18 protein-coding genes are annotated in these 21,786 nt (G+C 64.7%); 16 read left to right on the top strand and 2 right to left on the bottom strand.

Annotated elements, in window-relative coordinates; all coding sequences use genetic code 11:
* Positions 1-13: 13 nt before the first annotated feature.
* The 6 genes from B0E49_RS13580 (at position 14) to B0E49_RS13555 (ending at position 9,709) form a co-directional block, all read left to right on the top strand.
* The gene (locus B0E49_RS13580; RefSeq protein ID WP_077562738.1) at positions 14-1,927 is read left to right on the top strand and encodes a propionate--CoA ligase; all 1,914 of its coding nucleotides are present in this window, start codon (positions 14-16) and stop codon (positions 1,925-1,927) included.
* 178 nt (positions 1,928-2,105) lie between these two features.
* Positions 2,106-4,997 (top strand): 2-oxoglutarate dehydrogenase E1 component, encoded by a 2,892-nt coding sequence (locus tag B0E49_RS13575; RefSeq protein ID WP_077562737.1) that lies wholly within the window; start codon positions 2,106-2,108, stop codon positions 4,995-4,997.
* Between the two features lie 99 nt (positions 4,998-5,096).
* Positions 5,097-6,353, top strand: a complete 1,257-nt coding sequence (gene odhB, locus B0E49_RS13570; RefSeq protein ID WP_077562736.1) for a 2-oxoglutarate dehydrogenase complex dihydrolipoyllysine-residue succinyltransferase — start codon at positions 5,097-5,099, stop codon at positions 6,351-6,353.
* A 152-nt stretch (positions 6,354-6,505) separates the two neighbouring features.
* On the top strand, positions 6,506-7,933 hold the full coding sequence (lpdA, locus tag B0E49_RS13565) for a dihydrolipoyl dehydrogenase (RefSeq protein ID WP_077562735.1): 1,428 nt from the start codon (positions 6,506-6,508) through the stop codon (positions 7,931-7,933).
* 13 nt (positions 7,934-7,946) lie between these two features.
* A complete protein-coding gene (zapE, locus tag B0E49_RS13560; RefSeq protein WP_077562734.1) occupies positions 7,947-9,056 on the top strand; it encodes a cell division protein ZapE in 1,110 nt (369 codons plus the stop codon).
* Complete coding sequence (locus tag B0E49_RS13555) at positions 9,053-9,709, top strand: hypothetical protein (RefSeq protein WP_144264564.1); 657 nt, start codon at positions 9,053-9,055, stop codon at positions 9,707-9,709. The genes zapE and B0E49_RS13555 overlap by 4 nt, the downstream gene beginning before the upstream one ends.
* Positions 9,710-9,741: 32 nt before the next feature.
* On the opposite strand, the gene B0E49_RS13550 is transcribed toward B0E49_RS13555, so the two are convergent.
* A complete protein-coding gene (locus B0E49_RS13550) occupies positions 9,742-10,503 on the bottom strand; it encodes a PP2C family protein-serine/threonine phosphatase (RefSeq protein WP_077562732.1) in 762 nt (253 codons plus the stop codon).
* 102 nt (positions 10,504-10,605) lie between these two features.
* On the opposite strand from B0E49_RS13550, the gene B0E49_RS13545 reads away from it, so the two are divergent.
* Both B0E49_RS13545 and yoaA read left to right on the top strand, forming a co-directional pair.
* The gene (locus B0E49_RS13545) at positions 10,606-10,809 is read left to right on the top strand and encodes a YdcH family protein (RefSeq protein ID WP_077562731.1); all 204 of its coding nucleotides are present in this window, start codon (positions 10,606-10,608) and stop codon (positions 10,807-10,809) included.
* On the top strand, positions 10,806-12,845 hold the full coding sequence (gene yoaA / locus B0E49_RS13540; RefSeq protein WP_077562730.1) for a DNA repair helicase YoaA: 2,040 nt from the start codon (positions 10,806-10,808) through the stop codon (positions 12,843-12,845). The genes B0E49_RS13545 and yoaA overlap by 4 nt, the downstream gene beginning before the upstream one ends.
* Here the strand turns inward: yoaA and B0E49_RS13535 are convergent.
* On the bottom strand, positions 12,808-13,581 hold the full coding sequence (locus B0E49_RS13535) for an outer membrane protein assembly factor BamD (protein ID WP_502688708.1): 774 nt from the start codon (positions 13,579-13,581) through the stop codon (positions 12,808-12,810). The genes yoaA and B0E49_RS13535 overlap by 38 nt on opposite strands.
* 47 nt (positions 13,582-13,628) lie before the next feature.
* Here B0E49_RS13535 and B0E49_RS13530 point away from each other — a divergent pair, with 47 nt between their 5' ends.
* The 8 genes from B0E49_RS13530 to ispG all read left to right on the top strand — a co-directional run bounded on the left by B0E49_RS13530 (position 13,629) and on the right by ispG (position 21,712).
* On the top strand, positions 13,629-14,660 hold the full coding sequence (locus B0E49_RS13530) for an RluA family pseudouridine synthase (RefSeq protein ID WP_077562728.1): 1,032 nt from the start codon (positions 13,629-13,631) through the stop codon (positions 14,658-14,660).
* Positions 14,661-14,787: 127 nt separating this feature from the next.
* Positions 14,788-15,510, top strand: a complete 723-nt coding sequence (scpB, locus tag B0E49_RS13525; protein ID WP_077562727.1) for an SMC-Scp complex subunit ScpB — start codon at positions 14,788-14,790, stop codon at positions 15,508-15,510.
* Positions 15,507-16,937: a pseudouridine synthase gene (locus B0E49_RS13520; protein ID WP_077562726.1), complete on the top strand. Its 1,431-nt coding sequence runs from the start codon at positions 15,507-15,509 to the stop codon at positions 16,935-16,937. The genes scpB and B0E49_RS13520 overlap by 4 nt, the downstream gene beginning before the upstream one ends.
* A 154-nt stretch (positions 16,938-17,091) precedes the next feature.
* Positions 17,092-17,517 carry a nucleoside-diphosphate kinase gene (gene ndk, locus B0E49_RS13515; RefSeq protein ID WP_077562725.1) on the top strand — a complete coding sequence of 142 codons (426 nt, stop codon included), beginning with the start codon at positions 17,092-17,094 and terminating at the stop codon, positions 17,515-17,517.
* Positions 17,518-17,536: 19 nt separating this feature from the next.
* The gene (gene rlmN, locus B0E49_RS13510) at positions 17,537-18,685 is read left to right on the top strand and encodes a dual-specificity RNA methyltransferase RlmN (protein ID WP_077562724.1); all 1,149 of its coding nucleotides are present in this window, start codon (positions 17,537-17,539) and stop codon (positions 18,683-18,685) included.
* Positions 18,686-18,688: 3 nt separating this feature from the next.
* Positions 18,689-19,525, top strand: coding sequence for a type IV pilus biogenesis/stability protein PilW (gene pilW, locus B0E49_RS13505; protein WP_077562723.1), 837 nt, complete (start codon positions 18,689-18,691; stop codon positions 19,523-19,525).
* A gap of 4 nt (positions 19,526-19,529) precedes the next feature.
* Positions 19,530-20,438, top strand: a complete 909-nt coding sequence (locus B0E49_RS13500) for a helix-turn-helix domain-containing protein (protein ID WP_168175057.1) — start codon at positions 19,530-19,532, stop codon at positions 20,436-20,438.
* Entirely contained in the window at positions 20,438-21,712 is a 1,275-nt protein-coding gene (ispG, locus tag B0E49_RS13495) for a flavodoxin-dependent (E)-4-hydroxy-3-methylbut-2-enyl-diphosphate synthase (protein WP_077562721.1), read from the top strand. Before B0E49_RS13500 ends, ispG begins: the two co-directional genes overlap by 1 nt.
* Positions 21,713-21,786: the final 74 nt, after the last annotated feature.

The raw sequence follows: 21,786 nt of genomic DNA, 5'->3' as shown, positions 1-21,786 counted from the left end.
GAAGGAGACATGGATGACGAAGTACGCCGACTTTTACCGCCGTTCGCTGCACGATCGCGACGCATTCTGGTCCGAGCAGGCCGGGTTGATCGACTGGAAAACACCGCCGCAGCAGATCTGCGACTACAGCCGCCCGCCGTTCGTGCGCTGGTACGTCGGTGGCACCACCAACCTGTGCCACAACGCGGTGGACCGGCACCTCAAGGACCGGCCCGACCAGGCCGCCCTGATCTACGTATCGACCGAAACCGGCACCGAGAAGACCTACTCGTTCCGCGAGCTGCACGCGGAGGTGCAGCGCACTGCCGCCGTCTTGAGGGAGCTCGGGGTGCAAAAGGGCGACCGCGTGTTGATTTACATGCCCATGATTGCCGAAGCCGCCTTTGCCATGCTGGCGTGCGCGCGCATCGGCGCCATTCATTCCGTGGTGTTCGGCGGCTTTGCCAGCGTCAGCGTGGCCAGCCGCATCGAGGATGCCAGCCCCAAGCTCATCATCAGCGCCGATGCGGGCTCGCGTGGCGGCAAGGTGGTGGAGTACAAGCCGCTGCTCGATGAGGCGATCCGTCTGTCCAGCCACAAACCCGACGCCGTGCTGCTGGTGGATCGCGGCCTGTCTGCCATGACGTTGGTCGCTGGCCGCGACCATCTGTGGGCGCCTTTGCGGGAAAAACACATGGATGCGACGGTGCCCTGTGAGTGGCTCGAATCCAACGAGATCAGCTACACCATCTACACCAGCGGCACCACGGGCAACCCCAAGGGCGTGCAGCGCGACACCGGCGGCTACGCGGTCGCGCTGGCCGCCAGCATGAAATACATCTTTGGTGGCAAGGCGGGGGAAACCTACTTTTCCACCAGCGACATCGGCTGGGTGGTGGGACACAGCTACATCGTCTATGGCCCCTTGATTGCGGGCATGGCCACGATCATGTACGAAGGTTTGCCGACCCGCGGGATCGATGGTGAACCCAACCCGGGCATCTGGTGGCAACTGGTCGAGAAGTACAAGGTCACGCAGCTGTTCTCGGCGCCCACGGCGGTGCGTGTGCTCAAGAAGCACGACCCCGCCTACCTCAAGAAGTACGACATTTCCAGCCTGAAAACCCTGTACCTCGCCGGCGAGCCGCTGGACGAACCCACTGCGCAATGGATCAGCGATGCGCTGGGCGTGCCGGTCATCGACAACTACTGGCAGACCGAGACCGGCTGGCCGATCCTGACGATTGCCAACGGCGTCGAAAAAGCGCCCAGCAAATTCGGCAGCCCGGGGGTTGCAATGTATGGCTTCGACGTGAAACTGCTCAACGAGATCACCGGTGAGGAACTGGTCGGCGCAGGCGAGAAGGGGGTGGTGGCGATCGAAGGGCCGTTGCCACCGGGCTGCATGCAAACGGTGTGGCGCGATGACGCGCGGTTTGTCAAGACCTACTGGGAAACGGTGCCCGGAAAAATGGTTTACAGCACGTTCGACTGGGGCATTCGCGACAAGGACGGCTACTTCTTTATCCTGGGCCGCACCGACGACGTGATCAACGTCGCCGGCCACCGGCTGGGCACACGCGAAATTGAAGAGAGCATCTCCAGCCATCCCAACGTCGCCGAGGTGGCCGTGGTGGGGGTGGCGGACAAACTCAAGGGGCAGGTGGCCATGGCGTTCGTTGTGGCCAAGGATGCCAGCACCGTGAATGATGAGCGGGCCCGCCTGCAGCTGGAGGGCGAAGTAATGAAGCTGGTCGAGGGGCAACTGGGGGCCTTCGCCCGGCCGTCACGCGTGCGGTTTGTGACGCTGCTGCCAAAAACACGCAGCGGCAAATTGTTGCGCCGCGCCATCCAGGCGGTGTGTGAAGGCCGCGACACGGGGGATTTGAGCAGCATGGACGACCCCTCGGCGCTGCGCCAGATCAGGGATCTGGTCGCCAGCGCCTAGCTGCCTTGCCGGTGCGGACGCGGCAGGGCGGTGTGCCCTGCGGCCGGTTCAGTGGCACAATTGCGGCTGCACCCGGGCCCTTCCAGCCACTGTCGCATCCGCCAATCGGTCTAGCCGTGTCGCGGGAGGTAATTTAACCAGCTTATGTTTCCCGCAGGGGAACGGAGGTCAGCGCAATATGAGCGAGCAATCGTCGACGCCGCCAGTGTCGGCATACCAGGCCTATCAAGGCAACACCTATCTCTTCGGCGGCAACGCGCCTTATGTCGAAGAGTTGTACGAAAACTACTTGGGCAATCCGGGCAGCGTGCCCGACAACTGGCGCGATTACTTCGATGCCTTGCAGCATGTGCCCGCCGTCGATGGCAGCAACGCGAAGGACGTACCGCATTTGCCGGTTGTCAACGCCTTCGCCGACCGCGCCAAACAGGGGCAGACGCGAGTGGTCGTGGCCAGCGTCGACGCAGAGATGGGGCGCAAGCGCACCGCGGTCCAGCAATTGATTGCCGCCTATCGCAACGTCGGTGCCCGCTGGGCCGACCTCGACCCCCTGAAGCGGACCGAGCGCGAGAAGATTCCGGAGTTGGAGCCGTCGTTTTACGGCTTCACCGATGCCGACCAGGAAACGGTGTTTGACACCGGCAACACGTTCTTCGGCAAGGACACCATGTCCCTGCGCGATCTGCTCAATGCGCTGCGCGAAACCTATTGCGGCACGATCGGCGCCGAGTACATGTACGCCACCGACCAGATCAAAAAGCGCTGGTGGCAGCAAAAACTCGAGAGCATCCGCAGCAAGCCCAATTTCACCCCGGAGAAGAAGCTGCATATCCTGGACCGGCTGACCGCGGCCGAAGGCCTGGAGCGCTTTCTGCACACCAAGTACGTCGGCCAGAAGCGCTTCTCGCTGGAAGGCGGGGAGAGCTTTATTGCCAGCATGGACGAGTTGATCCAGCGTGGCGGAGAGATGGGCCTGCAGGAAATCGTGATTGGCATGGCGCACCGCGGCCGCCTCAATGTGCTGGTGAATTCGCTGGGCAAGGTGCCGGCCAATCTGTTTGCCGAGTTCGATCACACGGCCCCCGAAGAGCTGTCCAGCGGCGACGTGAAATACCACCAGGGTTTCAGCTCCGATGTGACGACTCCTGGCGGACCGGTGCATTTGTCGCTGGCTTTCAACCCGTCGCACCTCGAAATTGTCAACCCTGTGGTCGAGGGCTCGGTACGCGCGCGCATGGACCGCCGCGACGACCCGCACGGCAAGCAGGTGCTGCCGGTGATCGTGCACGGCGACGCGGCCTTCGCCGGCCAGGGCGTGGTGATGGAAACGCTTGCGCTGGCCGAAACACGCGGCTATTTCACGGGCGGTACTGTGCACCTCGTGATCAACAACCAGATCGGCTTCACCACCAGCGACCCGCGCGACACACGCTCCTCGCTGTACTGCACGGATGTGGTCAAGATGATCGAAGCGCCGGTGCTGCATGTGAACGGCGACGATCCCGAGGCCGTGGTGCTGGCGACCCAGATTGCGCTCGACTACCGTATGGAGTTCCAGAAGGACGTGGTGGTCGACATCGTGTGTTTCCGCAAGCTCGGCCACAACGAACAGGACACCCCGGCGCTGACGCAGCCGCTGATGTACAAGAAAATTGCCGCTCACCCCGGCACGCGCAAACTCTACGCCGACAAACTGTCGGCACAAGGCATGGGCGCGACGCTGGGGGACGACATGGTGAAGGCGATGCGCGTCGCGCTGGATGCGGGCAAGAGCACTTTTGATCCGGTGCTGACCAATTTCAAGAGCAAATACGCGGTCGACTGGGCGCCCTATCTCGGCAAAAAATGGACCGACGCCGGCGACACCGCCATTCCCATGGCGGAATGGAAGCGACTGGCTGAAAAAATCACCACCATCCCCGCCACGGTGACGCCGCACATGCTGGTGAAAAAGGTCTACGACGACCGCGCCGCGATGGGCCGCGGCGACATTCCGGTGGATTGGGGCATGGGCGAGCACATGGCCTTTGCGTCGCTCGTGGCCAGCGGCTACCCCATCCGGTTGTCGGGAGAAGACTCCGGGCGCGGCACCTTTTCGCACCGCCACTCCGTGATTCACGACCAGAACCGCGAAAAATGGGATATCGGTACCTACACGCCGCTGCAGAACGTGGCCGAAAACCAGGCCTCGTTTACCGTCATCGACTCGATCCTGTCGGAAGAAGCGGTGCTGGCCTTCGAGTACGGCTATGCCTCCAACGATCCCAACACGCTGGTGATCTGGGAAGCCCAGTTTGGCGACTTCGCCAACGGTGCCCAGGTGGTGATCGACCAGTTCATTGCGAGCGGTGAAGTCAAATGGGGCCGCGTCAATGGCATCACGCTGATGCTGCCGCACGGCTATGAGGGACAGGGTCCGGAGCACAGTTCGGCGCGGCTCGAGCGCTTCATGCAGCTGTCGGCCGACACCAACATGCAGGTGGTACAGCCCACCACGGCGAGCCAGATCTTCCACGTGCTGCGCCGCCAGATGGTGCGCAACCTGCGCAAGCCGCTGATCATCCTGACGCCGAAGTCGCTGCTGCGCGCCAAGGACGCGGCCTCGCCGCTGTCGGAATTCACCAAAGGCAGCTTCCAGACCGTGATTCCGGAGCACAAGGAAGAAATCAACAAAAGGGCCGACAAGGTCAGGCGCGTCATTGCGTGCTCGGGCAAGGTGTACTACGACCTGGTCAAGAAGCGTGTGGAAAAAGAGGCGGACGATGTCGTCATCCTGCGCGTGGAGCAGCTCTATCCCTTCCCGCACAAGGCGTTTGCGGCGGAGTTGAAGAGGTATCCGAACGTGGTCGACATCGTGTGGTGTCAGGACGAGCCGCAGAATCAGGGCGCCTGGTTCTTTGTCCAGCACTACCTTCACGAAAACATGCGCGAAGGACAGAAGCTGGGCTACTCGGGCCGCGCCGCCTCCGCATCGCCGGCGGCGGGCTATTCGCATCTGCACCAGGAGCAGCAAAAAGCCCTGGTGGACGGTGCGTTTGGCAAACTCAAGGGCTTTGTGCTGACCAAATAACTTCGGTCTGTCATTCCAGAGAGCGGGAATCCGCGTCGTGCGTCGTGGGTACCGGCGCTTGCGGGAATGGCAGCCTAAAAACCAACAGAAAGAATTCAAATGGCACTCGTAGAAGTCAAAGTTCCGCAACTGTCCGAATCGGTTGCCGAAGCAACCATGCTGCAATGGAAAAAGAAGGTCGGCGACCCGGTCGCGATCGATGAAATTCTGATCGAGATCGAAACCGACAAGGTCGTGCTGGAAGTCCCTGCGCCTGCGGCCGGCGTGATTGCCGAGTTGACGGTTGGCGACGGCGCCACGGTCGCCGCCGAGCAGCTGATCGCCAGAATCGACACTGAAGGCAAAGCGGTTGCTGCCGCGCCGGCACCTATTGCCGCAGCTGCGGCAGCGGTGGCCGTGCCTGCGCCGGTCGCCACCGCAACGGGGGGCGCCATGGCGGGTGTCGCCATGCCGGCGGCTGCCAAGCTCATGGCCGACAACCAGCTGGCGGCCGGCTCCGTGCCCGGCAGCGGCAGGGACGGCCGCGTCACCAAGGGCGACGTGCTCGGCGCGGTGGCCGCAGGTGCTACAAAACCTGTAGCTGCTATCCCAATACCCACGGGGGCTCCGGTCAAATTATTGCCTCAAGTGGCGGCGCCGGCCGTGAAACTGGGAGATCGCCCCGAGCAGCGTGTGCCGATGAGCCGCCTGCGCGCGCGCGTGGCCGAGCGGCTGCTGCAGTCGCAAGCGACCAATGCCATCCTGACCACCTTCAATGAAGTCAACATGGCGCCGGTGATGGAAATGCGCAAGCGCTTCCAGGAGAAGTTCGAGAAGGAGCATGGCGTGAAGATCGGCTTCATGAGTTTCTTCGTGAAGGCGGCGGTGCACGCACTCAAGAAGTACCCCGCGATCAATGCCTCGGTCGATGGCACCGACATTGTGTACCACGGCTACTTCGATATCGGCATTGCGGTCGGTTCGCCACGTGGCCTGGTGGTGCCGATCCTGCGCGACGCCGACCAGATGAGCTTTGCCGACATCGAGAAGAAAATTGCCGAGTACGGCGCCAAGGCGCGTGACGGCAAGCTGTCGATGGAAGAGCTCACCGGCGGCACCTTCTCGATCTCCAACGGCGGCGTGTTCGGCTCCATGCTGTCCACCCCCATCATCAACCCGCCGCAATCGGCCATCCTGGGCGTGCACGCGACCAAGGACCGCGCCGTGGTCGAGAACGGCCAGGTGGTGGTGCGCCCCATGAATTACCTGGCCCTGAGCTACGACCACCGCATCATCGACGGCCGCGAGGCCGTGCTCGGTCTGGTGGCCATGAAGGAGGCGCTGGAAGATCCGGCGCGCCTGCTGTTTGACATTTGACACTCACCCCTAGGCTGCGCGCACTTCGTGTCGCTTCGCCACCCCCTGCAAGGGGGCAACACCAGCGGCCCGGCTGAGCCGGTTCCGCTGTGTTCCGCGAAGGGGTTCGTGGATATCGCACGGCGTGGCAGAAAAATGAAACGGGAAATCTCATGAGTAAACAATTTGATGTGATCGTCATCGGTGGCGGTCCCGGCGGTTATATAGCGGCGATTCGGGCTGCCCAGCTGGGCTTTAACGTGGCCTGCGTTGACGAGTGGAAGAACGCCAGGGGCGGCCCGGCACTGGGGGGCACCTGCACCAATGTGGGCTGCATCCCCAGCAAGGCGCTGCTGCAGTCTTCCGAAAACTTTGATCAGGCCGGGCATCATTTTGCCGACCACGGCATCGAGATCAAAGGCCTCGCCATGGACGTGGCGAAGATGCTGGGCCGCAAGGACGCGGTGGTCAAGCAGAACAACGACGGCATCCTGTACCTGTTCAAGAAAAACAAGGTCACGTTCTTCCACGGCCGTGGTACTTTCGTCAAAGCCTCGGATGCTGGCTACGAGATCAACGTCGCGGGCAGTACGCCGGACACGCTGGTGGGCAAGCACATCATCGTCGCCACCGGCTCCAATGCGCGCGCCTTGCCGGGCGCACCATTTGATGAAGAGATGATCCTGTCGAACGACGGCGCCTTGCGCGTCGGTGCCGTTCCCCAGAAGCTGGGCCTGATCGGCTCGGGTGTGATCGGCCTGGAAATGGGCTCGGTCTGGCGCCGGCTGGGCTCGGAGGTCACGGTGCTCGAGGCGCTGCCAACCTTCCTCGGCGCGGTGGACGAGCAGATTGCCCGGGAAGCGAAGAAGGCCTTCGACAAACAGGGCCTGAAGATCGAACTCGGCGTCAAGGTCGGCGAGATCAAAACCGGCAAGAAGGGCGTGAGCGTGGCCTGGACCAACGCTAGGGGCGAGGCGCAACTACTGGAAGTGGACAAGCTGATCGTCTCGATCGGCCGCGTGCCGAACACGATCGGCCTGGGTGCCGAGGCCGTGGGTCTGAAGCTCGACGAGCGCGGCGCCATCGTGGTCGATGACGACTGCAAGACCAGTTTGCCCAACGTCTGGGCCGTCGGTGACGTGGTGCGCGGCCCCATGCTCGCGCACAAGGCCGAGGAAGAGGGCGTCGCCGTGGCCGAGCGCATCGCGGGCCAGCACGGGCACGTCAACTTCAACACCGTGCCCTGGGTGATTTACACCAGCCCGGAGATTGCCTGGGTCGGCCAGACCGAGCAGCAACTCAAGAGCGCAGGGCGCGCCTACAAGGCCGGCACCTTCCCGTTCCTGGCGAACGGCCGCGCGCGTGCACTGGGCGATACCACCGGCATGGTGAAATTTCTGGCCGACGCCGCCACCGACGAAATCCTGGGGGTGCACATCGTCGGCCCGCAAGCCAGCGAACTGATTTCCGAAGCGGTGGTGGCCATGGAGTTCCGTGCCAGCAGCGAGGACATCGCGCGCATCTGCCACGCCCATCCGTCCTTGAGCGAGGCAACCAAGGAAGCGGCGCTGGCCGTTGACAAGCGCACCCTGAACTTCTGAGGTGGCGCCGGGTATGTCGGTGACGCATTCAGTCAGACTGGCTTACGAGACCGAACTCACGGCGCGGGGTTACAGCAGCGATCCGGCGCAGTTGCGCGCGGTCGAAGCGCTGGAGCGCTGTGCCAGCGAATGGGCCGCCTACAAGGACAAACGCTCGAACGCGCTGAAGAAACTGATCAACCATCCGGACATTCCGCGCGGTGTCTACATGTACGGCGGTGTTGGGCGCGGCAAGAGCTTCCTGATGGATTGCTTCTACAACGCCGTGCCGCTGAATCGCAAGACCCGGCTGCACTTTCACGAGTTCATGCGCGAAGTGCACCGGGAGCTGACCGAGCTGCAGGGCACGGCCAACCCGCTCGATGAGCTGGGCCGGCGCATTGCCCGGCGCTACCGGCTGATCTGTTTCGACGAATTCCATGTCTCTGACATCACCGACGCCCTGATCCTGCACCGGCTGCTCGCGGCGCTGTTCGAAAACGGTGTGGGATTCGTGACCACCTCGAACTTTCGTCCCGATGACCTTTACCCGGGAGGGCTGCACCGCGACCGCATCCTGCCCGCGATTGCGCTGCTCAATGAAAAGCTCGAAGTCATCAACGTCGACAACGGTCTTGACTACCGCCAGAGCACGTTCGGGCAGCTCAAGATGTACCACACGCCGCTCGGCGCCCAGGCCGACAAGGCGATGCGGGATGCCTTCAACCGGCTGGCCGAAACGCGCGATGAAGATCCCGTGCTGCACATCGAGGCCCGGGAAATTCGCGCCCGGCGCAAGGCCGGCGGCGTGGTCTGGTTCGACTTCAAGACGCTGTGCGGCGGCCCGCGTTCGCAGAACGATTACCTGGAGATCGCGAGCCAGTTCCATACCGTTTTGCTCAGCGACGTGCCGCACATGCCGGTTCGCATGGCCTCGGAGGCGCGTCGCTTCACCTGGCTGGTGGATGTGCTGTACGACCGGCGTGTCAAACTCATCATGTCGGCGCAGGTGCCACCCGAGGCGTTGTACACGGAGGGGCCGCTGGTGCACGAATTTCCGCGCACGGTGTCGCGCCTGACCGAGATGCAGTCCGCCGAGTTTCTTGCGCTGGAGCGCCGCAACGTGGACACCAGCCTGACATGAATCGTTTTCTAGTTACTATGATTTTTATAGCTTCCTGCGCAGCAGCGGCGGGGCAAACAGCCACTATTTCTGAGGATCAGGCGGCCGATACCGAACGCGCCGCGATCAGCGCCGAGCGCAGCCGCAGCGAGGCCGCCTACCTGCAGGAGCAAAAGGCCTGCTACCAGAAGTTTGCGGTGAACGACTGTCTGCGCGATGCCGGGGCGCGTCAGCGCAAGATCCAGGCCGATTTGCGGCGCAGGGAGATTGCCCTCAACGATGCCCAGCGCAGGCGCCAGGCGGCGCAGCAGGCGCGCAGCCGGCAGGAAAAGGCCGCGGCCGAACAGCAAAAGCAGGCCGACCAGCAATCCGAGGATCGGCGTGCCAAGGCGGCGCAGAATGTTCAACAGCGTCAGGACCGCGCCGCCAGCAGTGCGAGCGATCGCGCGAAAGCCGCGGCCGGCGAGAGCAAGAACGTGCAGGACGCCAAGGCTCGGCAGCAGCGGCACCTTGACGAGACCGCCTCTCAGGCGGCCAAGGCCGCTGCGGCCACGAAGCAGCGGGCCGAGTACGACGAAAAAATCAAGGCCGCTGCCGAGCGCAAGGCCGACCTGGAGCGGCGGCGCCAGGAAAACCCGAAACCCCCTGCCAATCCCTTGCCGATGCCGCCCTGAAGAGGGGGGGCCTGATCCGAAACGGCCCGGCGCTACGGCGCCAGCGGTTCCAGCTTGACAATCACCAGCGACATGTTGTCGCCGGCGCCGCGTGCACGGGCCCGTGCCTTGTCCACCATGAACTCAGTGGCTTCGCGCGGCGACAGGGCGGACAGCAGCGAGCCCATTTCTTCCGGACTGAAGTAATGCCAGACGCCGTCGCTGCAGGCCAGCAGCACATCGCCCGGACGCAGCTGGGGAATGAAATGCGTGCTTATCGGCGGCTCGGCTTCCGTGCCCAGGCAACCCATCAGGATGTTGGATTGGGGGTGTGAGTCGGCCTCGGCCTCGGTGATCTCGCCGCGATCGACCATCGCCTGAACCAGCGAGTGATCGATGGTTCGCTGAATCATTTTGTCGCCGCGGAAGTGGTACACGCGCGAGTCGCCCGCGTGAATCCAGTGGCAGTCGCCGCGCGGGTTGATCAGGAACGCCGCAATCGTGCTGTGCGGTTCCTGCTCGGCAGAAATGGCGGTCAGCTTGATGACAATGTGGGCCTCCTCCACCAACTGCTGGAGCATGGCAACGGCATCATCGCTCTCGGGCGCATAGCGCTCGAACAGCTGCCTGGCGGTCATCACCACCTGGTCGGAGGCTTTGCGCCCGCCGCTGCGCCCGCCCATGCCATCGGCGATCACACCCAGCAGGCAACCGGCCGCGCGCGGATGGTTCAGCAGGACGACCTGGTCCTGCTGGTATTCGCGGTCGCCCTTGTGCAGGCCTGTCGAGGCGGTAAGCCGGTAACCTTTAGCCATATTGAGTTTTTCAGGCGCGTGGGCGCTCGATTAATCGACGTTAAACACGTATTATCAGGTGAACCCGAACACAGCCCGCACGGGCTGGTATTGATTGAATTTTTGGACTCAAACCTGCATTCCCCGGAACGACGCCTGATCGAGTTGCGCATGGAGCACGCCGACCTGGACGCGCTGATCGACCGCACCAGCCACGAGACGCCGCTCGATGAACTCATGATACGCCGGCTGAAAAAGCGCCGGCTGGCGCTGCGCGACCAGATCTACCGGCTGGAGCTGGCGCTGGACCCCAAAGAGCCGGCATGAGTTTAGAAGCTATGGTTGGTGAGGCATTCGCGCCCGACGGCGTGCTGTCGCGCGCGGCCGAGCATTTCAAACCGCGCGAGGAGCAGGTGGCGATGGCGCTGGCCGTGTCGCGCACCATTGAAAATGGCGGCGCGCTGGTGGTCGAGGCGGGTACCGGCGTTGGCAAAACGTTTTCCTACCTGGTGCCTTCCCTGCTCAGCGGCGAACGCGTCCTGCTGTCCACCGCCACCAAGACACTGCAGGACCAGCTGTTCGGCCGCGATCTGCCGCGCCTGGTGCAGGCACTGGGGTTGCCCGTGCGCAGCGCCCTGCTCAAGGGCCGGGGCAGTTATCTGTGCCTGCACCGGCTGGAGCTTGCGCGCCGCGACGCGCAGTTGCCGGATCGCGGCTCGCTGCGCACCCTGGCCAAGATCGAACAATGGGCGCAGGTGACGCGCACCGGCGATTTGGCGGAATTGCCGGGGCTGGACGAGCGCTCGCCGCTGATCCCGCTGGTCACCTCGACCCGCGAAAATTGCCTGGGCGCGCAATGCCCCCAGTTCCGCGCCTGCCACGTCAACCTGGCGCGGCGCGAGGCACTGGCGGCCGACGTGGTGGTCATCAACCATCACCTGTTTTTTGCCGACCTGGCGGTGCGCGAGTCGGGCATGGCCGAGCTGCTGCCGACCGTGCGGGTGGCGATTTTCGACGAGGCGCATCAGCTCAACGAGACCGGCGTGCAGTTTCTCGGCACGCGCCTGACCACCGGGCAATTGCTCGACTTTGCGCGCGACTTGCTGGCCGCCGGCCTGCAGCACGCGCGCGGGCTGGTCGACTGGCAACACGTGGTGTCGGCGATCGAGCGGGCGGCGCGGGAACTGCGCCTGGCGGTGGGCAAGGTCTATCCGGGCAGCAAATTGCGCTGGACGGGGGCCGCGCCGGAGAACGTCTCTGCGGATGCCTGGGCCCAGGCGCTGCAGGAGTTGCATGCGGCCTGCAGCCAGGCCATGGCGGCGCTGGACACGGTCAGCGAGATGGCGCCCGATTTCGTGCGGCTGCACGAGCGTGCCTGCCAGTTCGCCGAGCGAGTGGCATGTTTTTCCGGCCAATGCGCGCTGGAATCGGTGCGCTGGGTCGACGTGGGCACGCAGCTGCGGCTGGTGGAGTCGCCGCTGGATATCGCCAAAACGGTGCAAACCAGGTTGCTGCAGGAAGACCCCGAGGCGCAGGCGCTCAAGGCCTGGATCTTCACCTCCGCCACGCTGGGCGACGATCCGCAACTGCGCTGGTTTACCGAGCCCTGCGGGCTGACCGGGGCTGAAGTTCTGCGGGTCGGCAGCCCGTTCGACTACGCGCGCCAGGCGGCCGTCTATGTGCCGCGGCATTTGCCCAAGCCGAGCGATCCTGCGCACAGCGCGCAGGTCGCCGATCTGGTGGAGGCGGCGCTGCGCCGGCTCGGTGGCCGCACCCTGGTACTGACCACCACGCTGCGCGCGCTGCGCAGCATCGGCGAGGCCTTGCAAAACCGCTTTGAAGGCGAGGGCCTCGTCGATGTTCTGGTGCAGGGCCAGATGCCCAAGCGCCGCCTGATGGAGCGATTCCGCGAGGGCGATGCCAACGGCTCACCGGGCTGTGTGCTGGTGGCCTCGGCCTCCTTCTGGGAGGGCATCGACGTGCCGGGCGACGCCTTGCAACTGGTCATCATCGACAAGCTGCCATTCCCGCCGCCCAACGACCCGCTGGTGGAAGCGCGTGCGCAGCGCCTGGAGGCGGCGGGGCGCAGTCCCTTCAATGATTATTTTGTACCCGAGGCGGCCGTGGCGCTCAAGCAGGGTGCCGGCCGGCTGATCCGGCGCGAGTCGGACCAGGGCGTGCTGGTGGTGTGCGATACGCGACTCGCCAGCATGGGTTATGGCCGGCGCCTGCTGGCGGCGCTGCCGCCGATGCGGCAACTGCAGTCCGAAGATGAATTCCTGGAGGCGCTGGAGGCCCTGAATGCCGGGCGAGTGGCGGCGGACGCTACCAGATCTTCCACCATGGATCCGAGCTGGACTTGAAGCCGCGGCTCAGGTACTCGCTTTTCGGGTAGCTTTTTTCCATCACGCGTTTGGTATCGTCGCGCAGCTGCGTCATACCCAGTGCGTCATAGGATTTCACCATGATATACAAGGCCTCTTCGAGCGCCGGAACATCGCGGTAGTCGCGCAAGGCCACCTCGGCGCGGTTGATGGCGGCCACATATGCGCCGCGCGTGTAGTAGTAGCGGGCCACATGCACTTCATAGGCGGCCAGCGAGTTGACGATATAGGTCATGCGCTGGCGGGCGTCCGGGGTGTAGCGCGAATCGGGGAAACGGGTTGCCAGTTCCTTGAACGACTCGAACGAATCCTTCGCCGCCTTCTGGTCGCGCTCCGACAGATCCTGGCGCGTCAGGAACGAGAACAGGCCCAGATCGTCGTTGAAGTTGACCAGGCCCTTGAGGTACAGCGCGTAGTCCATGGCCGGGCTGGCGGGATGCAGCTTCATGAAGCGGTCCAGCGTGGCAATCGCCTGCGCCTGCTCGCCGCCCTTGTATTGCGCGTACGCCTTGTCGATTTGCGCCTGCTGCGCCAGAGGCGTGCCGGCAGCGCGGCCTTCGAGCTTTTCAAACAGGGGAACGGCCTTGTCGTAGCCGCCCGAGTCCATATTGTCCTTGGCTTCGGCGTAAATCTTGTTCGGACTCCAGCCAGCGGTCTCGTCCTTGGTCGTGGTGGAGCAGCCCGATACGAGCGCGCCCAAGCTCACCAGCAGCAAGACGGGGACAACCGATAATTTGGCACGAAGCGTCACAGGCAACTTTCTTGAAACAAAGCCAATTGATTATATCGAGCGCCCCTGCGGGCGATGAATCGTCGCAAGCTCTGGAAGACGCCGCGGAAGCCGGGCCCGAGGTCGAACTGCGCAGCCTCGTCATGGGCCCGGCGCAGCATGGCGAGCGGCTGGACCGGGCGCTGGCGGCGCTGGTGCACGAGTTCTCGCGCAGCTACCTGCAGCAGTTGATCGAGGCGGGGGCGGTCAGCGTCAATGACAAGCTGTGCCGCAAGCCCTCCATCCGGGTCAAGGCCGGCGACCGGGGCCTGATCGAACTGCGACCCACGCCGCAAAGCCAGGCATTCAAACCCGAGGCCATCCCGATGGACGTGGTGTTCGAGGATGAACACCTGCTGGTGGTCAACAAACCCGCGGGGCTGGTGGTGCATCCGGCGCCCGGCAACTGGAGTGGCACGCTGCTCAACGGCTTGCTGGCACGCGACGAGGCGGCCCGGCTGCTGCCGCGCGCCGGCATCGTGCACCGGCTGGACAAGGACACCAGCGGCCTGATGGTCGTGGCGCGCACCCGGCCGGTGATGGATGCGCTGGTGCAGTTGATCGCGGCGCGCGAGGTGAGCCGGCAATACCTGGCACTGGCGCACCGCCGCTGGAGCGGGCCGGCCACGCGGCTGGTGGAGGCGCCCGTGGGGCGCGATCCGCGCAACCGCCTGCGCATGGCGGTCGTGGATCTGAATCAAAACGCCGGAAAGTCCGCCAGCACCATGGTGGAGCTGCTACAAAATTGTGAGTCTGGCTGCTGCGTGCGTTGTACTTTGCAAACCGGCCGCACGCACCAGATTCGGGTCCATATGGCCTCCATTGGCCATCCGCTGGTGGCGGACGAGGTGTATGGCGGCGCGCCCGCGGCGGGCCTGCAGCGCCAGGCCCTGCACGCCTTCCGGCTGGCGTTTTTGCATCCGGTGACGGGGCAGGCGCTCGAGTTCCACGCGCCCCTGCCGCCCGATATGGAACAGGCCTTGATGGCCTGGGGCCTAAGTTACAATGCTGCGTCAAGAGCCTAGTGCTCGCGCCTCGCTGACCAGCTTGAGGTGCGCGTTGCCTGAACTGCAGGTTGCCGGCAACGCTCCGAATTGAATCGTCCCTGATTTTTGCGTTTCAAGAAGCGCCTTTTCCCGGAAATTGCAATACATGAATACGGCGGATGCCAAACGCGTCCTCGAAACGGCCTTGATCTGCTCGCAGCAACCGCTGCCGGTGCGCGAGCTGCGCGTCCTGTTCAACGACGAACTGGGCGCCGACACCATCAAGTCGCTGTTACAGGATCTGCAAAACGACTGGACCCCACGCGGCGTCGAACTGGTCAGCGTGGCCACGGGCTGGCGCTTCCAGAGCCGCCCCGAACTGCGCGAGTACCTGGACCGGCTGCACCCCGAAAAGCCGCCGCGCTACAGCCGCGCCACGCTGGAGACGCTGGCCATCATTGCGTACCGGCAGCCGGTGACCCGGGGCGACATGGAAGACATTCGCGGCGTCACCATCAACTCGCTGATCCTCAAGCAGTTGGAAGACCGCGGTTGGGTGGAGGTGATCGGCCACCGCGAGACCGTTGGCCGCCCGGCACTGTTCGCCACCACCAAACAGTTTCTCGACGACCTGGGCATCGAATCGCTGGACCAGCTGCCCGTGTCGGATAACGGATCGGGGCAGGCCGGCATGCTGGACGCCTTGAACACGCTGGACGACGCATCACAGCCGGCGCTGCCGATGGCCGAGCCGCTGGCAGACGCTGTCTTGGTACCCGGTGATGCGCTCGACGCGCACGACACCGCCCACGAATCGGCGCCAGCAACCCTGCTGGCCGACACCCCAGTCGGGGATGAAACCACCCCACTCAACGGGACTCACGCATGAACGATCACAACGCCCCTGAACCGACCTCTCCAGCGGAACTGGATGATGAGGAAAAGAAGGTTCCAGCCCATACTGTGTCTTCGCAGGATGCTACTGATTTGGTAGTGCACGAGAAATGGGACGACGACGAGGACTCCGACGGGACCGATGACGGCTTGCCGGCCCAGCGCAGCAAGCCGCCAGTGAATGCCCCGCCTGTGCCGATCCGCTTCGCCGATGTGGTCTCGGGGCAGTTCGATGCCGACGAAGAGAGCGAAGAGCTGCCCAGCCTGAAGCGCGTGCTGGCCCCGCAGGCCGAGAGTCCCAAGCTGCACAAGGTGCTGGCGCAGACCGGCCTGGGTTCGCGGCTCGAGATGGAGCAGCTCATCGTGGAGGGGCGCATCTCGGTCAACAACGAGCCGGCGCACATTGGCCAGCGCATCCAGTTCGGCGACCAGGTCAAGGTCAATGGCAAGCCGATCCGCTTTCGCGTCGACCCGCCGCCGGCGCGCGTGATCGCGTACCACAAGCCCGTGGGCGAGGTGGTCACGAATGACGATCCGCAGAACCGCCCCACGGTGTTTCGCCGCCTGCCCAAGCTGGTGCAGGGCAAGTGGCAATCGGTCGGGCGACTCGACCTGAACACCGAAGGCCTGCTGCTGTTCACCAGCTCGGGCGAGCTGGCCAACAAGCTGATGCATCCGCGCTTCGGGCTGGAGCGCGAGTACGCCGTGCGCGTGCTCGGCGCGCTGAGCAATGACGAAAAGCAGCGCCTGCTGGAGGGTGTGAAGCTGGACGACGGGATGGCGCAGTTCGGCTCGATTGAAGACGGCGGCGGCGAAGGTTCCAACTGCTGGTACCGGGTGACGATTTCCGAAGGCCGCAACCGCGAAGTGCGCCGCATGCTGGAAGCGGTCGGTCACGCGGTCAGCCGCCTGATCCGCATCCGCTACGGCGCCATGGTGCTGCCGCGCGGCCTCAAGCGCGGCGCCTGGCTGGAACTGGACGAGCGTGACATCCGCGCGCTGGTGCAGGCCGCAGGCTCCGCCAACGGGCAGGGCCGTGGCGAGGCGCGCGGCCCGGGCGCCGGCGAATCGCAGGGGCGTGACGGCGCCGGCCGCGCGGGCGGGCGCAACCGGCGCCGCGGCGGACGCGGTGCGGGCCCGCGCGGCTCCGGCGAGGGGCAGCGCAATGCGGCGCCTGCCGGCGCGCCTGGAAACAACCAGGGTAAAGGTCAGGGCCAGGGCCAGCGGCGCAAGGGCGGCGAGCGCGATGACCGGCAAGGCGGCAGCGCGCAGCCCGATCCGATGAAGACCGCGTTTGGCTACATTGGCGCCGACAGCTTCACCCGCCAGCGCCAGGGACAAGGGCAGGGCCAGGGCCAACGCCGCAGCGGCGGTGGCGGAGGAGGCGGCCAGCGCCGTGGTGGGGGTGGCCGCGGCCGATAACAGGCGCCAGCCGCCGCCCGGACAGGGCGGGGCCACCGGCCCCTTGCATTGATCCTCCCTGACGCAATGCCGAAGGCGAATTCATGGTACCGGTTAAAATGCAAGGCTTTGCCCGTGGGGCGAAAATTAACATACAAGCTCAGGAAAAATACATATGGCTATCGAACGCACCCTCTCCATCATCAAACCCGATGCCGTTGCCAAAAACGTGATCGGCCAGATTTACGCCCGCTTCGAGGCCGCCGGCCTGAAAGTGATCGCCGCCCGCATGGCGCACCTGTCGCGCGCCGAGGCCGAGGCCTTCTACGCCGTGCACAAGGCACGGCCCTTCTTCAAGGACCTGGTGGACTTCATGATCTCCGGCCCGGTGATGATCCAGGTGCTGGAGGGCAAGAACGCCATCCTGAAAAATCGCGACCTGATGGGCGCCACCGACCCCAAGAAGGCCGACGCCGGCACCATCCGCGCCGACTTTGCCGACAGCATCGACGCGAATGCCGTGCATGGCTCCGACGCCGCCGAGACGGCGAAAGAAGAAATCAGCTTCTTCTTCGCGGGCATGAACGTTTACTCGCGCTGATCCATCGATTGATCATGCGATGACGGCCAACCTGCTCGACTACGACCTTGAGGGCCTGGCCGCCTTTTGCGAGCGGCACGGAGAAAAACGCTTCCGTGCCACCCAGTTGTTCCGCTGGATTCACCAAAAAGGCGCTTCCGATTTCGACCAGATGACCGATCTGGCCAAGTCGCTGCGCGAAAAACTCAAGGTGGCGGCCCATATCCAGGGCCTGCAGGTCATCTCGCAGCACGAATCATCGGACGGCACCATCAAATGGCTGTTCGATGTGGGCGCCGGCAACGCGGTCGAGGCGGTGTTTATCCCCGAAGAGGATCGCGGCACCTTGTGCGTGTCGTCCCAGGCGGGCTGCGCGGTCGGCTGCCGATTCTGCTCGACCGGGCACCAAGGCTTCAGCCGCAACCTGACCAGCGGCGAGATCACCGCGCAGCTGTGGTTTGCCGAACATTTTCTGCGCAAGCACCTGGCGCGCGACGAGCGCGTCATCTCCAACGTGGTGATGATGGGCATGGGCGAGCCGCTGCAGAACTATGCGGCGCTGATCCCCGCCCTGCGCACCATGCTCGACGACCACGGCTACGGCCTGTCGCGCCGGCGCGTGACGGTGTCGACCTCCGGCGTGGTGCCCATGATCGACCGTTTGGGGCTCGACTGCCCGGTGGCGCTCGCGGTCTCGCTGCACGCCCCGACCGACGCCTTGCGCGACAACCTGGTGCCGCTGAACCGCAAGTACCCCTTGAGCGAATTGCTCGATGCCTGCAACCGCTATCTGGCCCATGCGCCGCGCGACTTCATCACCTTCGAGTACTGCATGCTCGACGGGGTGAACGACCAGATCGAGCAGGCGCGGCAACTGGTCAGCCTGGTGCGCCAGCATCAGGGGCAGGGCATCTGGTGCAAGTTCAACCTGATTCCCTTCAACCCCTTTCCCGAATCCGGATTGCTGTGCTCGCCGCCGGAGCAGGTGGCCGCGTTTGGCAAAATTCTGAGCGATGCGGGGATCGTGACCACGGTGCGCAAGACGCGCGGGGACGACATCGATGCCGCCTGCGGCCAGCTCGCGGGCGATGTCCGGGACCGAACCGGCGTGGGCAAGCGCATCGCGCGCCAGCGCATCGTGATGTTGAAACCGGTCAAGGCAACCGCTGTTGCCACCAAGGAGATTTGAGGCATGAAGAACCCCGGTGTAGGCAAGCGGCAGGTTGTCCTGTGGCTGGCGCAGGCCTGTTTCGTGGTATCGGCGCTGGCCGGCCTGGCGGGTTGCGCGGCAAATTCAGGCACGACGGGCGCGTCTGACGCCGGTACCGACATCGCCACCGAATCGGATGCAACGCCGGCCCGCAAACGGGCGCAAATCCGGCTGGACCTCGCGGTGGACTACTTCAACCGGGGCCAGACGACGATAGCGCTCGACGAGCTCAAGCGGGCCATCGTGACGGACCCCAGCTATGGCGAGGCCTACAACCTGCGCGGCCTGGTCTACATGCGGCTGGACGACCCCAAATTGGCCGAAGACAGTTTTCGCCGCGCCATGGCCTTGAAGCCGCGCGACGGCGGCATCCTGCACAACTACGGCTGGATGCTGTGCCAGCAGCGCCGCTACCCGGAAGCGGACCAGGCCTTCAAGCAGGCGCTGGCCATCCCGCTCTATGGCGAAAAAGCCAAGACCCTGATGACGGAAGGCTTGTGCCAGATGCAAGCCGGCCACAAGGCGCAGGCGGAAGCCACGCTGTCCCAGTCGTACCAGCTCGATGCCGGCAATCCCATCACAGGCTACAACCTGGCCAGCCTGCTGTTTCAGCGCAACGAGCTCACGCGCGCCCAGTTCTACATCCGGCGCATCAACAACACCGATCTGGCCAACGCGGAATCGCTGTGGCTGGGCATCAAGGTCGAGCGCCGCATGAACAATCGCGAGGCCATGCTGCAACTGGCCGACCAGCTGCAGCGGCGTTTTCCCCAGTCGCCCGAGCTGGTGGCGTATCAGAAGGGGGCTTTTGATGAGTGAGCCCATGCAATCCACCACGGGCGGCTCGTTTTCCGCTGAGGCGGCGGCGGCGCCGGAGCTGAGCGCGGGAACGCTGCTGCGGCAGGCGCGTGAGGCCGCCGGGCTGCATATTGCCGTACTCGCGGTCTCGTTGAAGGTGCCTGTGAGGAAACTGGAGGCGCTCGAAGGGGATCAGTGGGGCGAACTTCCCGATGCAGTGTTTGCGCGGGCCCTGGCGGCGACCGTGTGCCGCATGCTCAAGATCGATCCGGCCCCGGTGCTCGCCAGGCTGCCGCAATCAACGGCGCCGCGCCTGACGCCGGACGACGAGACCATCAACGCGCCGTTTCATGCGCCGGGCGAAAACCTCCGCTCCGGGTTCTGGAACCAGCTCTCGCGCCCCGTGGTGATGGCGGTGCTCGCGCTTTTGCTGGGCGCACTGGTGCTGATCCTGCTGCCCAGCTTCACGCGTGACGCCAGTGTCGCGGACGCCGCACCCGTGACGGCCGCGCCGGTGCCTGCAGTGGCTGCGGCTGCGGCGCCCGGGCTCGCCGCCGATAAGGTGGCCGACCCGCCGGTGACGACCACGGCGGCGCCCCTGCCCATGGCGGCGCCCGGGACTGGCGCCGCGCCCACAACGGCGCCGCCGCAGCCGGCGGTAGCGGCAGCAGTGCCCACCCCGGTGGATGGAGCCCCCGGTGCCGTTGTTGTGTTCAATGCGCGGGCCGCGTCCTGGGTGCAGGTGACCGATGCAAAAGGCAAGGTGGCCTTGCGCAAGACGCTGGCGCCCGCAGAAGTGTCTGAAGTCTCCGGTGCGCTGCCCTTGTCGGTGGTGGTCGGCCGCGCCGATGCCATCCAGGTGCAGGTCAGGGGCAAGCCCCTTGATCTGGCGTCTTCGACCAAAAACAATGTTGCACGTTTTGAGGTGAAGTAATGGCCTGCGATCTCCCTATCGAATTTGCGACGCCCCGGCCGCGTCATTCCCGCCAGGCCCGTGTGGTTTGGGGTTCGCGCAGCGTGACGGTGGGCGGCGACGCGCCGGTGCGCGTCCAGTCCATGACCAACACCGACACGGCCGACGCCATCGGCACCGCGATCCAGGTCAAGGAACTGGCGCTGGCCGGCTCGGAGATGGTGCGCATCACCGTCAACACGCCCGAAGCCGCGCAGGCGGTGCCGCACATCCGCGAGCAGCTCGACCGCATGGGCATCGATGTGCCGCTGATCGGCGACTTTCACTACAACGGCCACCGGCTGCTGACCGATTTCCCGGACTGCGCGCAGACCTTGTCCAAGTACCGCATCAACCCGGGCAACGTGGGCAAGGGCAGCAAGCACGACAAGCAGTTCGGCCAGATGATCGAAGCGGCGATGCGCTGGAACAAGCCGGTGCGCATCGGCGTGAACTGGGGCAGCCTCGACCAGGAACTGCTGGCCAGCCTGATGGACCAGAACAGCCTGCGCAGCGAGCCCTGGGATGCGAGGCAGGTGATGTACGAGGCGCTCGTGAGTTCGGCCATCGACTCGGCGCGCCGGGCCGAGGAAATGGGCATGCCGGGCCACCAGATCATTCCGTCGTGCAAGGTCAGCGGTGTGCAGGATCTGATCGCGGTGTACCGTGAGCTGGCCAGGCGCTGCGACTACGCGCTGCACCTGGGCCTGACCGAGGCCGGCATGGGCGCCAAGGGCACGGTGGCGTCCAGCGTGGCCCTGTCGATCCTGCTGCAGGAAGGCATCGGCGACACGATTCGGGTCTCGCTCACACCGCAACCCGGCGAAGCACGCACCCAGGAGGTCGTCGTGGCGTCGGAGATCCTGCAGGCGCTCGGACTGCGCAGCTTCAATCCCAGCGTGACCGCCTGCCCGGGTTGCGGGCGCACCACCAGCAGCACCTTTCAGGAGCTCACCAAGCAGATCGACGACTTCCTGCGGGCGCAAATGCCGGTGTGGCGCGAGCGCTATCCGGGCGTGGAGAAACTCAAGGTGGCGGTGATGGGCTGCATCGTCAACGGTCCGGGCGAGAGCAAGCACGCCGACATCGGCATCAGCCTGCCGGGCACCGGCGAGGCGCCGGCGGCGCCGGTCTACATCGACGGCGAAAAGAACGTGACCCTGCGCGGCGAACACATCGCGCAGGAGTTCCAGGCCATCGTGGAAAACTACATCGAAAAACGCTTTGGCACCCGGCACACGGCCGAGACGGTCTGAGTCAGGTTTTCAGTTTTTGAATAAAAACAGGCTGTAGCCTGTATCAGTGCTGCGCAGGCAGCTATCACTTAAGT

Source organism: Polaromonas sp. C04 (genome assembly GCF_002002705.1).
In the GTDB taxonomy this organism is placed as follows: domain Bacteria; phylum Pseudomonadota; class Gammaproteobacteria; order Burkholderiales; family Burkholderiaceae_C; genus Rhodoferax_A.
This window is presented reverse-complemented; position numbering and strand designations above follow the sequence as displayed.

What these genes read in the sequence shown, in the direction of transcription:
- B0E49_RS13575 (WP_077562737.1), top strand. Translation starts at nt 2,106, where the DNA reads ATGAGCGAGCAATCGTCGACGCCGCCAGTGTCGGCATACCAGGCCTAT.
- B0E49_RS13500 (WP_168175057.1), top strand. Translation starts at nt 19,530, where the DNA reads ATGCAATCCACCACGGGCGGCTCGTTTTCCGCTGAGGCGGCGGCGGCG.
- pilW (WP_077562723.1), top strand. Translation starts at nt 18,689, where the DNA reads ATGAAGAACCCCGGTGTAGGCAAGCGGCAGGTTGTCCTGTGGCTGGCG.
- ispG (WP_077562721.1), top strand. Translation starts at nt 20,438, where the DNA reads ATGGCCTGCGATCTCCCTATCGAATTTGCGACGCCCCGGCCGCGTCAT.
- B0E49_RS13520 (WP_077562726.1), top strand. Translation starts at nt 15,507, where the DNA reads ATGAACGATCACAACGCCCCTGAACCGACCTCTCCAGCGGAACTGGAT.
- B0E49_RS13550 (WP_077562732.1), bottom strand. Translation starts at nt 10,503, where the DNA reads ATGGCTAAAGGTTACCGGCTTACCGCCTCGACAGGCCTGCACAAGGGC.
- rlmN (WP_077562724.1), top strand. Translation starts at nt 17,537, where the DNA reads ATGACGGCCAACCTGCTCGACTACGACCTTGAGGGCCTGGCCGCCTTT.
- odhB (WP_077562736.1), top strand. Translation starts at nt 5,097, where the DNA reads ATGGCACTCGTAGAAGTCAAAGTTCCGCAACTGTCCGAATCGGTTGCC.
- B0E49_RS13555 (WP_144264564.1), top strand. Translation starts at nt 9,053, where the DNA reads ATGAATCGTTTTCTAGTTACTATGATTTTTATAGCTTCCTGCGCAGCA.
- lpdA (WP_077562735.1), top strand. Translation starts at nt 6,506, where the DNA reads ATGAGTAAACAATTTGATGTGATCGTCATCGGTGGCGGTCCCGGCGGT.
- B0E49_RS13580 (WP_077562738.1), top strand. Translation starts at nt 14, where the DNA reads ATGACGAAGTACGCCGACTTTTACCGCCGTTCGCTGCACGATCGCGAC.
- scpB (WP_077562727.1), top strand. Translation starts at nt 14,788, where the DNA reads ATGAATACGGCGGATGCCAAACGCGTCCTCGAAACGGCCTTGATCTGC.
- yoaA (WP_077562730.1), top strand. Translation starts at nt 10,806, where the DNA reads ATGAGTTTAGAAGCTATGGTTGGTGAGGCATTCGCGCCCGACGGCGTG.
- zapE (WP_077562734.1), top strand. Translation starts at nt 7,947, where the DNA reads ATGTCGGTGACGCATTCAGTCAGACTGGCTTACGAGACCGAACTCACG.
- ndk (WP_077562725.1), top strand. Translation starts at nt 17,092, where the DNA reads ATGGCTATCGAACGCACCCTCTCCATCATCAAACCCGATGCCGTTGCC.